This is a genomic window from Caldivirga sp. UBA161 (genome assembly GCF_002506515.1).
Lineage (GTDB): Archaea > Thermoproteota > Thermoprotei > Thermoproteales > Thermocladiaceae > Caldivirga.
The window spans coordinates 68,079-79,887 of sequence record NZ_DAXS01000016.1; the positions used below are offsets into that span (position 1 = coordinate 68,079).

At 41.0% G+C, this 11,809-nt stretch carries 16 protein-coding genes and 1 pseudogene; 4 read left to right on the forward strand and 13 right to left on the reverse strand.

The features are described 5' to 3' along the window. Window positions 1-409, reverse strand: a 409-nt coding sequence (locus BP896_RS02250; RefSeq protein WP_291765217.1) for a UxaA family hydrolase, incomplete at its 3' end; no start/stop codon positions are given. Continuing rightward, the gene (locus BP896_RS02255; protein ID WP_291765218.1) at window positions 402-725 is read right to left on the reverse strand and encodes a UxaA family hydrolase; all 324 of its coding nucleotides are present in this window, start codon (window positions 723-725) and stop codon (window positions 402-404) included. The genes BP896_RS02255 and BP896_RS02250, both read right to left, overlap by 8 nt. A gap of 123 nt (window positions 726-848) precedes the next feature. Here BP896_RS02255 and BP896_RS02260 point away from each other — a divergent pair, with 123 nt between their 5' ends. From BP896_RS02260 to trxB, 3 genes are all read left to right on the forward strand, one after another. Further along, window positions 849-1,736, forward strand: coding sequence for an NAD(P)-dependent oxidoreductase (locus tag BP896_RS02260; protein WP_349681919.1), 888 nt, complete (start codon window positions 849-851; stop codon window positions 1,734-1,736). Window positions 1,737-1,775: 39 nt separating this feature from the next. Next, window positions 1,776-2,405, forward strand: a complete 630-nt coding sequence (locus BP896_RS02265; RefSeq protein ID WP_291765221.1) for a V-type ATP synthase subunit D — start codon at window positions 1,776-1,778, stop codon at window positions 2,403-2,405. Between the two features lie 226 nt (window positions 2,406-2,631). Then, complete coding sequence (gene trxB, locus BP896_RS02270; RefSeq protein ID WP_291765223.1) at window positions 2,632-3,663, forward strand: thioredoxin-disulfide reductase; 1,032 nt, start codon at window positions 2,632-2,634, stop codon at window positions 3,661-3,663. 317 nt (window positions 3,664-3,980) lie between these two features. On the opposite strand, the gene BP896_RS02275 is transcribed toward trxB, so the two are convergent. Both BP896_RS02275 and BP896_RS02280 read right to left on the reverse strand, forming a co-directional pair. After that, the gene (locus BP896_RS02275) at window positions 3,981-4,217 is read right to left on the reverse strand and encodes an Lrp/AsnC ligand binding domain-containing protein (RefSeq protein ID WP_291765226.1); all 237 of its coding nucleotides are present in this window, start codon (window positions 4,215-4,217) and stop codon (window positions 3,981-3,983) included. Window positions 4,218-4,346: 129 nt separating this feature from the next. After that, the gene (locus BP896_RS02280; protein WP_291765228.1) at window positions 4,347-4,550 is read right to left on the reverse strand and encodes a hypothetical protein; all 204 of its coding nucleotides are present in this window, start codon (window positions 4,548-4,550) and stop codon (window positions 4,347-4,349) included. Window positions 4,551-4,732: 182 nt separating this feature from the next. On the opposite strand from BP896_RS02280, the gene BP896_RS02285 reads away from it, so the two are divergent. After that, entirely contained in the window at window positions 4,733-5,359 is a 627-nt protein-coding gene (locus BP896_RS02285) for a superoxide dismutase (protein ID WP_349681915.1), read from the forward strand. Between the two features lies 1 nt (window position 5,360). Here BP896_RS02285 and BP896_RS02290 read toward each other — a convergent pair whose 3' ends face one another. The 9 genes and pseudogenes from BP896_RS02290 to BP896_RS02330 form a co-directional block, all read right to left on the reverse strand. Continuing rightward, window positions 5,361-5,627 carry a hypothetical protein gene (locus tag BP896_RS02290; RefSeq protein WP_291765229.1) on the reverse strand — a complete coding sequence of 89 codons (267 nt, stop codon included), beginning with the start codon at window positions 5,625-5,627 and terminating at the stop codon, window positions 5,361-5,363. A 98-nt stretch (window positions 5,628-5,725) separates the two neighbouring features. Continuing rightward, on the reverse strand, window positions 5,726-6,217 hold the full coding sequence (locus tag BP896_RS02295) for an Lrp/AsnC ligand binding domain-containing protein (RefSeq protein ID WP_291765249.1): 492 nt from the start codon (window positions 6,215-6,217) through the stop codon (window positions 5,726-5,728). A gap of 138 nt (window positions 6,218-6,355) precedes the next feature. Next, window positions 6,356-7,375, reverse strand: coding sequence for a hypothetical protein (locus tag BP896_RS02300; protein ID WP_291765231.1), 1,020 nt, complete (start codon window positions 7,373-7,375; stop codon window positions 6,356-6,358). A gap of 194 nt (window positions 7,376-7,569) precedes the next feature. Further along, window positions 7,570-9,357, reverse strand: coding sequence for a V-type ATP synthase subunit A (locus tag BP896_RS02305; RefSeq protein WP_291765233.1), 1,788 nt, complete (start codon window positions 9,355-9,357; stop codon window positions 7,570-7,572). Next, window positions 9,354-9,953: a V-type ATP synthase subunit E gene (locus tag BP896_RS02310; protein WP_291765235.1), complete on the reverse strand. Its 600-nt coding sequence runs from the start codon at window positions 9,951-9,953 to the stop codon at window positions 9,354-9,356. Before BP896_RS02310 ends, BP896_RS02305 begins: the two co-directional genes overlap by 4 nt. A gap of 219 nt (window positions 9,954-10,172) precedes the next feature. Continuing rightward, complete coding sequence (locus BP896_RS02315) at window positions 10,173-10,469, reverse strand: V-type ATP synthase subunit F (RefSeq protein ID WP_291765237.1); 297 nt, start codon at window positions 10,467-10,469, stop codon at window positions 10,173-10,175. A gap of 45 nt (window positions 10,470-10,514) precedes the next feature. After that, window positions 10,515-11,000: a hypothetical protein gene (locus BP896_RS02320; protein WP_291765239.1), complete on the reverse strand. Its 486-nt coding sequence runs from the start codon at window positions 10,998-11,000 to the stop codon at window positions 10,515-10,517. Between the two features lie 6 nt (window positions 11,001-11,006). Beyond that, complete coding sequence (locus tag BP896_RS02325) at window positions 11,007-11,285, reverse strand: DUF211 domain-containing protein (RefSeq protein ID WP_291765241.1); 279 nt, start codon at window positions 11,283-11,285, stop codon at window positions 11,007-11,009. A 104-nt stretch (window positions 11,286-11,389) separates the two neighbouring features. Beyond that, window positions 11,390-11,809: pseudogene (locus tag BP896_RS02330) on the reverse strand (hypothetical protein); the annotation flags it as partial.

Sequence of the window (11,809 nt, forward strand, 5' to 3'; positions counted from 1 at the left end):
CCTCCTCAGCCATCCTACTAAGCAACTTAACACCCTTCTCAATAGCTGCAGGTGTACCACCATTCTCCTCCTGTATTACCACTCTCTCAACAGGTTTACCTGTTTTGGCTATTTCATCGGCAAGCTCATCAGCTTGAATTTGCTCGCACCCAAGGCCAACTACAAGCACAGCCCCCACGTTAGGGTTCTTAGCCATTCCGGCAAGGGTCCTCTTAGTTACTTGTAGGTCTGGTTCAAGTTGCCCACAACCGAAGGGATTCTCAATGGCCACAGCACCCTTTACCTGATCAGCAATCCTACGGGTCACTATACTTGAGCATATTACAGTTGATAATACTAACACATGATTCCTAACGCCGACTTTACCATCAGGCCTAATGTAACCCATTATAGTTGGCCTATTACTCATGCCCCTCACCCTTACATACACTGTGCACTGAGGTTAGGCTTTCAAGGTTATGGACGTGAACGTGCTCCCCAGCCTTAATATCCCTCTTAGCCCTACCTATTACGTGGCCATACTTCACCACTAGGCTGCACTTAGGTATATCCTTTAAGGCGAATTTATGGCCAAAGGGTATGTCATCAATGAGCTTAACCGTTAACCGTAATGATCCCACGTTAAGTGTTATTAAACTACCTGACTTTAAGTCCCTTAAGGCTACTGCAACGTTATCACTAGGATTAAGTATAATAGCTTCCCTAACTGTGGATTCCAACTGCACATTAACCCCCCAACATTAGGTTAATTAAGTATTTCCAATTTATTCACTCTTAATTAATCACCTAGCAGATTTAATTAAGTGCATTGCTTTAAAAACACGGTACCCCCTATTTAACCTATGAGCATTAGGGTTGGCTTCATAGGCTTAGGAACTATGGGCGCTCCAATGGCTATGAACATTCATAAGGCAGGATTCCCATTAATAGTGTATAATAGGACCCGCAGTAAGGCTGAACCATTTACAAGGCTTAATATTCCAGTAGCCTCCTCACCAAGGGAGGTTGCGGAGAGGTCTGATGTAGTAATATGCATGCTAACTGATGCACCAGACCTTGAGCAGGTACTGTTTGGGAGAAATGGAGTTGTGGAGGGGAGGCATGAGGGGCTTATTGTAGTGGACATGAGTACTAATTCACCTGACTACTCCGTGGAATTTCATAGGAGGTTAAGGGAATTAGGAATTGAATTCCTAGATGCACCAGTTACAGGTGGGGATAAGGGTGCTAGGGAGGGGACATTAACAATAATGGTTGGGGGAAGCCGCGACACCTTCGAGAGGATTAAGCCCATCTTTGAAGCCATGGGTAAGGTAATAATATATGCAGGTGACGTGGGATCAGGCCAACTCCTTAAGCTAATTAATCAAGTGGTTGTCGGCTTAAACACATTAGCCATGGTTGAAGCCCTTACATTAGCTAAAAGGGCTGGAGCCGATATTAGTAAGGTTCAACAAGTCTTAACCAGTGGCATGGGTAATTCAGAAGTAATAAGGCAGCTAATGCCCAGAGTCCTTTCAAATGACTTTAAACCTGGTTTTAAGGCTTCCCATTTAAGGAAGGACTTAAAGTACGTAATCGACCTAGCCACCAGGTTAAACACACCAATGCCCGGCGTTAGTATTCTGCTTCAACTTTACAATGCCCTTGTAGCCCTTGGACTTGGGGATGAGGGGACGCAGGCATTAATTAAGCTCTACGATACTTTAACCCAACCTAAGCGTAATGCGAATTAAAGCTTTAATACGCCTCACATTAAATGCCAGTGAGTAGTTATGTCGATTTCAGCGCTCCAAAGGCCAACACCATCTAGGCTAATGCTAATTAGGTTAAGGACGCAGGAGGCACTGTATAGGAGGATTAGGAAGACTGTGGAGGATGCTAGAAATGCAACATTACAAAGATTAAGGGCACTTGTACCAACATTGGAGGAGAGGAGGAAGGCATCCTACGGGGAAATCAATAAGGTTACTGAACTTTACCAAATGGCTAAGAACAGGATTGGTGCAGCTGCATTAAGTGCAATGGCCTCATCAACTAAAATTAGGGTTAATGGGTATGTTGAGGATAGGGTCATAGGTGGGTTAAAGTTCGGTATACTTAATGTTAAGGGTTTTGGTGGGCCAACATACGGCATGTACAGTGTACCAACTGAATTAGATGCATCATTAACTAGCCTAGTATCAATATTACCCATGCTAATGGAGTACGTTAACCTAGAGAACATATTCTACACACTCCTATATAGGGTTAGGGAGTATCAGAGAATGATTAACGCAATAGATAACGTTATATTACCTAGGATAAGGGACTCAGTAACCTTCATAAGGCTTGCCCTAGATGAAATGGAGAGGGAGGACTTCGTGAGGAGAGTTATAATAAATAGAATCATTGGTACAGGGTGAGCTATCCGCCTTTTAGGGTTTCTTGTTTCATTGCTTCTCCTTGCTGGTGCTGAGGTTCTTGTGGAGGTAAACATCAGCCCACCGCAAGGTATTATACAGCTATCCATATCCGCCTTAAAGAGGCGAAGTTTTCCGCCCCCTTTAAACCTCCTTTGCTATAAGGAACTGGTTGCGGCGAAGTGGGCTTAGGGAAGGGTTTATAAATTACGCATCTATTGGAGCGGCTATGTCATCGGGGGGTTTATTAACTTCAACAATGTTAAATACAACAGGCCTAGAATTATCTGGTGAGGTTGCAGAGAAGCTTAAGGGTAAGATACTTGACGCAATAATAATAGGCGGTGGGCCAGCAGGCCTCAACGCCGCAATATATGCAGCTAGGTTTGGATTAAGCACTGTTATAATAACGGAGGAGGTGGGTGGGCAGGTTGGTAAGGCTGGTTGGGTTGAGGATTACTTAGGCTACGTTAGGATAACTGGACCTGACTTAGTTAATAAGTTTGAGGAGCATGTAAGGTACTATAATGTCCCCATACTAATTGACTCTGTGGAAAAGGTTTCTACCAATAATGGGTTATTCAAGGTCACTACTGTGTCTGGTGATGAATTCACCTCTAGGACTGTGATAATTGCAGTGGGTGAGAAGAGGAGGAAATTGAATGTGCCGGGGGAGGATAAGTATAATGGTAAGGGAGTAAGCTATTGCGCCCCATGTGATGCACCCTTATTTAAGGATAAGGTTGTTGCAGTTGTCGGAGGAGGGGACTCAGCAGCCTCATCAGCATTACTGCTAACGGAATACGCCACCAAGGTTTACTTAATACATAGGAGGAGTAGCCTTAGGGCTCAACCCATATACCAAGATTTACTGCTTAAGAATAATAAGATTACAATCATTTGGAATACTGTGGTTAAGGAACTTAAGGGTGATAAGGTTCTTAAGGCAGCAATCCTACAGAGAATAGATACTGGTGAATTAATGGAATTACCCATTGATGGTATTTTCATTGAAATAGGTGCAGAACCACCTGTGGAATTCTTTAAGGCTATTGGGCTTAATCTAGATAACAACGGTTACATAAATGTTAACACAATGATGGAGACTAATATTAAGGGTATTTACGCTGCAGGGGATTGCGTATCCTTAACACCAAGGGGCTTTAGGCAGATCATAACTGCAGCCGCCCAGGGGGCATTGGCAGCATACTCAGCATATAATTACATACTTACAAAGTATGGTCAAAATAGGGAAAAATAAGACCTAATATTAAGGGAAACATGTTTAAACCACCTGGACCTAACAATCAATCACACGGCTAGCTTAATCATATTATTTGACTTAACCTTAGTATTAAGCAAAGTTAAGTTTGAGACCTTGTACCCAAGGCATAATCTAGGGTACAGAATTAGGCAAGGTGAATACAAGTAACCTCTTAGGCTAACTGCAGCCATTACTCTCACCAGGTAATTACTGTATAACTGCATTAAAAATTTTACGCAAATATACGCTACACATATTAATACATTTTATAATAAATACTTAGTAATACTTTAGCTTATTATTATAGTCCTATGCTAATGCTTCCTAATCACCATCGCGGTTAGTGTCCTTTCAACACCATCAATTGAATGAATCATTTTTATTAAGTTCTCTAAGTCATCAACCCTATCAACCTCCGCTAAGGCTATGATATCATATGGCCCAGTAACGGAATAGGCTACCTTAACCCAACTAATTGACTTTATTTTTTCCGATACTTCAAACACCTTCCCAACCCTAGTTTGGATTAGGAGGAAAACCTCGAATGCCATAAATAACCTTACGTTCGCTAATTTATAAATATTAGTGTTAAATTAAGTATTTAACCATATGTTTAATAAATATTTATTTCATGCATTTAATTCACCTTTAATGTAAACTAATTCTTTGATAATATAATATTAATTATGCTTCGTTGCCCCAATACCCTTAATATACTGCACAGCCTGTAGCCCGGTTAACACTATATTGCCTGTTATTAATATGGGTGTGGGTAATTCATCACCATAAGCCTTAATTAACTTAACATTAGCAATACCCCTGCCCAATACCTCCTTTACTAGATTCATTGTTGAGTCATCATATATCAACGTAATGGTTTCCATATCATTAACTCTAATTGAGTGATTTTTAGGTAGCGGATAATATAAGTGGTTATCCCACTTCACACTACCCTATTTTAGGGGGCTAAATTTAAACTCCATTATATATCACTTAAAGTTTAAGTCCTAATATTTGAAATTAACAGCGAAGTATTGTTTATAAAGGGCTTAAGCATTAAGCTAGCATGGCTGCACAAGCCCTATTCAAGAGGTATGAATTACCACCACTACCGTATAATGTAAATGCACTTGAACCATACATAAGTGGTCAGGTAATTGACGTTCACTATAATGGGCATCATAAGGGGTATGTTAATGGAGCCAATGCAGCCATTGATAGGTTGGAGAAGATAATTAAGAATGAGGTAACTAGCTACGATATACAGGGGTTATTAAGGAACTTATTCTTTAATATAAATGGCCATAAGCTTCACACCCTCTACTGGAGTAGTATGGCACCAGCGGGTAAGGGTGGTGGAACACCTGGTGGTTACTTAGGTGACTTAATAATTAAGCAATTTGGTAGCTACGATAAGTTTAGGGGCCTCTTCAATGAAGCCATGAGGTCATTACCAGGCAGCGGCTGGACTGTACTCTACTACGATACTGAGACAGGTAACTTGGTTTTCACAACCTTTGAGAATCATTATAATCAACACATAGCTGAGTTACCTATAATCCTAATAGTGGATGAGTTCGAGCATGCATACTATCTACAGTATAAGAATAATAGGAACGCCTACCTGGATGCAATATGGAATGTTCTAAATTGGGGAGAAGCTGAGAATAGGCTTAGGAAGTACCTTAAGTGAATTAGCAACTGGCCTTAAAACGAATCCTAATACTCCTCTTATTAGTCCTACCTTTACTTGAAGCCTTCATTATCATGCTTGCACCAATTAGGTAGAAGCCTAGTATAAATATTAATAGAGTAGACGTATACATGGTTGCCATCAGGCGTTTGAAGAAGGGGAAAATAATGAGTAGTAATATTGGTGCAAGCATTATTAGGGAACCTACTGATAACACGTGATTTAGGTACTTCCTCACATCGCTGGGTTTACTTAAATTATACCTCACATTACTTTACATTAAATTCACTTTAATAAAGGTTAGCTTTATTTTCAGTAATCTTGAAATTAAAATATGCTTTTAAGCTTTTTAATGGGGGTAATTAATTACTCCTTAATTATCTCCAGCGATATGAATGTTCTAGTGTCTTCAATACCCTCCATTTGGCTCATTATTCGGAGCAAATCATTAATATGAATCTCCCTAGCTATTATTATTAAGTCATAGTCCCCTGAAACCCTATAAGCCTTCTCTATGGGCATTTCCTTAAGCTTCTCGTAAACCTGCTGCCTATACTTAGGTGCAACCTTAGCCATAACTATAGCCTCAGCACCACTCATCCTGAGAACCCTCAGCGCCCTCTCAGTTACATCAACGAACTCCCTCCCAGTCCTTATTAACCCAAAATCCTTAAGCTTCTTCAAGTGCACTGATAAGGCTTGCCTAGTCATTCCTAGTTCTCTCGCTATCTGATCCTGATCCGCGTAAACAGTGTATACCCTCAGTGGCTGAGCCTTCTTTAGTAGGAACTGCAGTATTTGAAGCTGCCTTTCCGTTAACTCCCTCCCAATTGGCTCAGACTCAACCTGGCTCTCCATACTCATCGAAAAACTAAAAACAGTACTGGTATATATACTTATTGGTTTATCTACACTATATACTAAAGGAATATGGCATTATCTTTAAAAATGAACTCGAACTAAGAATACTCTACCTTATTCTATTTAAATCTTTCTCTAAATCTCAACATGAATCCTCCTACCTGCAGCATAGTGAACCAGTATATCGATAAAAGCAGCATACAGGAGTATTAATGATGCATAAATAGCCCAGGAACCAATATATAAGTAAGCTAACCTAAGTAATGCCGCCCCTTCAATCAGCACTGGTATTTCAAAACCATACCCCCTAGGCCATAGCCATAGGTAACCTGGTATAAGCATGGGTATGCATAGTGAAGACATCATTACCGCAACATAACCCACCAGCACCATGTGTAGGGCATTAAGAGGTGAAGCATACATTGAGGCAACTAATGATACTGCCAAACCAAACCTACCCAATACGGCCCCCACTGGATACGCCAATGAGAGGCTGGTCCGCTTAGGTAGTGATGATGGGATCCCAAGCACCATCAATTCAAAGAGCACCAATAATGCAACAGAGTAGGGATAGTTAATGAAGAACATTAAAATTGGTATTGTAAAAAAGACCACATCAAGGTAACTCGGCCTACGCCTATCCTCCACCCTCCTCATTAGGCTGGTTAATGAGGAGAGTGGGAAGCCTATGAGTGATAGGGAGCTATTCGTCACTATCGCTGTTAAGGCTGATGCTAGACCAATTACTGTAAATATATTTGGGTAAAACAACGGTATTTTACCAATTCCCCTCTCAATGAAGACCATTATGTATAGTAAAACCCAAGCAGCTAATAGTGCCTTCCAGATCCACTGATTAAGAATGTACATTAGGGACCAGGATATAGCTAGGATCCCTATAATTAATGAAACTGGACGTGAGGGCATTAGCTTAGTGAATCCAACATGTTGACTATACATGACGCTTAAGTAAAATAAAACTAAGCCACTAATCATTATCCTACCATGAACTCCAGTGAAGTCTACTGATAATATCGGCCCAGTAATCAGTAGGATTAATGATACTATTAATACTGCTTGAGAAACCCTCACTTGATATTTAAATAACCTACCATATGAACCTGGGGTTAACTTCTCGGTTGCGTAGCCTAGCATTGACTCATCCTTGGGTTAAACTTTATTAAGAATTACTTATTAATATAGTTCTCAGTGATGAACACTCCTGATTATGAACTGGTGAATAAGCCATGCCCCAGACTGATGATTAACGCATTTACTGCCATATTTACTTTCACATTAATATTTGGACTTACTTTAAGGGGTAATATGAATGCCTTATTCTTTTAATGTTATTTACTGAACTTAGCCATGAGCCCCCTTATATCATCAATAAGCTTCTTCTCGTAATCAGCCAGCACCTTATAATCACTGCTCTTAACCTCCATCTTAAGCCTAATGAGCCTCCTCACTGAATCCAGTTCCCTAATCGCATTAGCCGGTACGCCGGCATTAATGGCCTCTGAACCAACCCTATAGTATGTTATCATTAATCTAAGTAACCAATACTGCTTCTCCGGAGCTGAGGGTGTGTCCACTGGGTTGAATGCATCTTGTTTAAGGAAGCCCTCGCGTATCATTGATGCCACATTAAGGATGTGCTTCTCCTGTTCACTTAAGGCCTCACTCCCAAGTATTCTAACTATTTCAGATAACTCAGCCTCCCTAGTTAAAACCTCTATGGCGATCCTCCTTAACTCAACCCAATCCTCACCAACAGCCTTACTGTACCAGGAAGCCACTGAGTCTACGTACCTACTGAAGCCTTGAAGCCAATTAATGGCTGGATAATGCCTAGAGTAGGCTAACCTGGCATCAAGAGGCCAGAAGGCCCCAATGAACCTTAACGTGTGGCTAGTCACTGGTTCAGTGAAGTCACCACCAGGTGGGCTTACTGAGGCGGCTATGGTTAATGAACCTAATCCACCGTTAAGCAACTTAACCTTACCAGCCCTCTCATAGAACTCAGCAAGCCTAGTGGGTAAGTAAGCTGGGAACCCCTCCTCACTGGGCATTTCACCAATCCTCAACGCCACCTCACGCATAGCCTCAGCCCAACGGCTTGTGGAATCAGCCATCAATAACACATCGTAGCCCTGATCCCTGAAGTACTCAGCTATTGTTGCACCCATGTATATGCTAGCCTCCCTGGCTGCCACAGGCATGTTAGATGTATTAACTATTATTGTCTCCCTCTCAAGCAATGGACGCCCAGTGGCTGGATCAGATAATTTAAGCAAACCCTGTAATGCATCAGCAGCCTCATTACCCCTCTCACCGCATAGAACTGGGACGCTGTACTGCGTCATTGCGTAAAGCATCAGTGACCTAATTGTCACAGTCTTACCTGAACCAAATGGGCCTGGTATTGAGGCTGCCCCACCCTTAGCTATTGGGAAAACAGTATCAATGACCCTTATTCCAGTTATTAGTGGGTCACTTGGAGGTAACTTCTCCTGGAATGGCCTCGGCCTCCTAACAGGCCACTTATGCCACATCTTAACCTTAATTAAGCCATCATCAGTCTCCACCTCTGCAATATCATCATTAAGCGTGTAGTTGCCCTCAGGGGCAATGTACTTGATAACGCCAGGCTTATATAATGGTGGGTAAAGTATCCTATGCTCTATTAATTGAGTTTCAGGTACTACCCCGAGGATGGAGCCGACGTTAACCTTATCACCAACCTTAACCCTAGGTATCCACCTCCACTTCTTACTGAAGTCCAATGGTGGAGCCTTATCGTAATTAATACCCCTAGCTATGAATGGATGCCCAGTTTGGTCAAAAATAACCTTTAATGGCCTTTGGACGCCATCATAGACTTGGCCAATTATACCTGGCCCAAGCCAAGCGCTAAGCATTTCACCTGTCCTAACCACTGGTTCACTTGGCTTTATTCCAGTTGTATCTTCGTAGACTTGTATGAATGCGTCATCACCCTGAACCCTAACAACCTCACCGAATAACCCTAACTCACCCACGAATACTAGCTCGTATAGTTTAGCCCCAGGTAACTCAGCCTTTATCACTGGCCCATTAACCACAAGTATCCTGCCAGTACCTTGGCTACTCATCATTGCTTAACCACCTCATCAGTAACCTCCTTGATTATGCTCCTTATATAGTCTATCATACGGTTCAGCACATCATCAATAGTTGCCTCATAGGTCACTGAGCCATCCTTAGTTGATGCTATTAAACCCAGCATGTCCTCACCCCCATCCTTAAACTCCACACTAATTCCCATCTTAGCCGCTAGTGATGAAATAAGGGCCTTATCTCTTTGTGAACATACTATAGTTAACTCCTTAGCCTGGGTAACATTAATTGCTTGATTAAGAAGCATCATCATTAGCCTACTATACGCATCACTACCCCTCTCAGCATTAATACGCTCCTTAATCCTATTAATGACGCCGTGGGTTAACTCATCAATTAACGCTAAGTACTCCGCCTTAATACTCATTGATGCATCATATAGCTTATACTCCCTATTTAACATTGCTTGCCTATCCACCTCCTCAAGTTCACCGCTATGCTTTCTAATCTCATCTTCAACAACACTCATCAACTCAGCCTCATACTTTAAACTAAGGTTGCTAATCCACTCCTCCGAATCAGCCTTAACCTTATCCATTACACTATTTATTAATTTAATCAACTGCTCAGACATACTTAACAGCAGTAAGGGGGTTGCTAGGTTTTTAAGCATATGCTAGCATAATTATGGTCATGTTCATTAGTTTTTCGTAAACAACTCCCCTCACCTTCATAGTGCATTAAGTATCTACTTCAATAAATTAAAAGCAGGTTTACTTAATGTATTTATTAACCTCGGTTTAAACACGCAAGTACATCATGTTCCTTACCATGCATGACCCAAAGGCTTAGCTTAAATACCTAACACAGACCTAAGTATAGCCATGTAGTTAACTTCCTTATTCTCACTATTACCTAGGGCAGGTACCTCAAGTATTAGTGGCTTCCTAATCCTTGTCCTGAGGTTAATAAACTCTTGACCAGCCTCACCACTCACACTGCTTGTAACAAGAATTGCAGCAACATCATCCATACTCATGAATTCCTTAATCCTAGGTACAAGTGACTTAGAGTCTACCACATAACCTTCAAACCCAATTAATCTAAACGCATTAACAGTATCCTCATCACCAAGTACTATAACCCTCACAGGTCAGATTCCCTAAACCCCCTATTAATGCTTAATCCCATAAAGCTACATAATGCCAATTGATATGTAGTAAACCATTAATGTTAATACCACTGTTAGTATGGCTAATGGCACATACCTTGAATCAACAAGCTTAGATAATGCATACATGAATAATAAGGGTGGCGGCAGGTAAAGTAACGCCATAAATGGTTCAGTTAATGTAACACAAGCATACTTAATTGCCAGCGAAGTTAAGGAACCAGCCAATGACGCTATGACCCAGTAGACCGTATCCAGTATTGAATTTAAGATTAGGCTCCTATGTAATACTGAACCTATTAAGTAACCCCTCCTAACCAGCAGCCTCTTCTCAATACTCCTCAAGTAAGATGTATTCATAACGTAACTGGACAGTAAGCCAGTTACTGCATTAGTTACGGCTGTTACCACCAGTAGGGTAATTAAATTACCCTTAGTTAAATCCTCAAGAATCATTGCAGTATAGTAGCCGTCCAATACCCCAAGAACCATATATACGTTAAGCCTCATTGTTCACTAACCCTTTAGAATATATTCCCCCACTGAAACCTCATCAATACTCCTTATGACTGCACCATTAACCTCAATAACCCTCTTAACATCATTAAAATCCAGTGAACCCTCCATGATTACTTTAAGGCCGAGAACACCTACGTCTGTTTCCTCAACCTTAATGTATACTGCATCAACCCCAGTTAACCTACCTAACTCACTTGCCAACTTAATGATCTCAAGTTCACTGGGTGCATCCACATCAAGTACAATTCTCCTCAATAATGACTCCTCATTACTCATAACATTTGTTAAATTCAGGAGCTTAGTTAATAAACTTTACTAAACCAATGCTACTACACTACCTAGTAATCGACATTAAGCGCTTAGTTAGAATAATAACCCCATTATGATCCAAGAGGCGGCTTAGTCCTCTCCCTCATGCTTTCTATTAACCAAATACCCCTTCTCTCACACTCCTCTACAGCACCTGGCATTGCCCTTAGGCAATAAATAACCTTAACCACCCTACCTGGGAATTTACCTGGAAACATACTAACTACCCTACTTATCTTCTCATCTATCCTAGTAACTAACTTAGGCCCAACCCTAGTCTTAGCCTCACCAATAATAGTCACTTGATTATTAGTCCCATAGACGTCAAACTCAAACTTAGAATTAAGAATAAGCCTATCAGTCCTTAATTCAATACCCTTATCTTTAAGTAAATGCATTATCACATCATTAGCCTCTTCCTCAATTGATGAAGTTAAATTATCAAGAGTTCTCTTAATATCATTAATATCTCTCCTCATTCTTCTTATTTC

Coding starts and splice junctions, on each gene's coding strand:
- BP896_RS02265 (WP_291765221.1), top strand. CDS start 1,776: ATGTCGATTTCAGCGCTCCAAAGGCCAACACCATCTAGGCTAATGCTA.
- trxB (WP_291765223.1), top strand. CDS start 2,632: ATGTCATCGGGGGGTTTATTAACTTCAACAATGTTAAATACAACAGGC.
- BP896_RS02295 (WP_291765249.1), bottom strand. CDS start 6,217: ATGGAGAGCCAGGTTGAGTCTGAGCCAATTGGGAGGGAGTTAACGGAA.
- BP896_RS02280 (WP_291765228.1), bottom strand. CDS start 4,550: ATGGAAACCATTACGTTGATATATGATGACTCAACAATGAATCTAGTA.
- BP896_RS02275 (WP_291765226.1), bottom strand. CDS start 4,217: ATGGCATTCGAGGTTTTCCTCCTAATCCAAACTAGGGTTGGGAAGGTG.
- BP896_RS02285 (WP_349681915.1), top strand. CDS start 4,733: ATGGCTGCACAAGCCCTATTCAAGAGGTATGAATTACCACCACTACCG.
- BP896_RS02305 (WP_291765233.1), bottom strand. CDS start 9,357: ATGATGAGTAGCCAAGGTACTGGCAGGATACTTGTGGTTAATGGGCCA.
- BP896_RS02310 (WP_291765235.1), bottom strand. CDS start 9,953: ATGTCTGAGCAGTTGATTAAATTAATAAATAGTGTAATGGATAAGGTT.
- BP896_RS02320 (WP_291765239.1), bottom strand. CDS start 11,000: ATGAGGCTTAACGTATATATGGTTCTTGGGGTATTGGACGGCTACTAT.
- BP896_RS02325 (WP_291765241.1), bottom strand. CDS start 11,285: ATGAGTAATGAGGAGTCATTATTGAGGAGAATTGTACTTGATGTGGAT.
- BP896_RS02300 (WP_291765231.1), bottom strand. CDS start 7,375: ATGCTAGGCTACGCAACCGAGAAGTTAACCCCAGGTTCATATGGTAGG.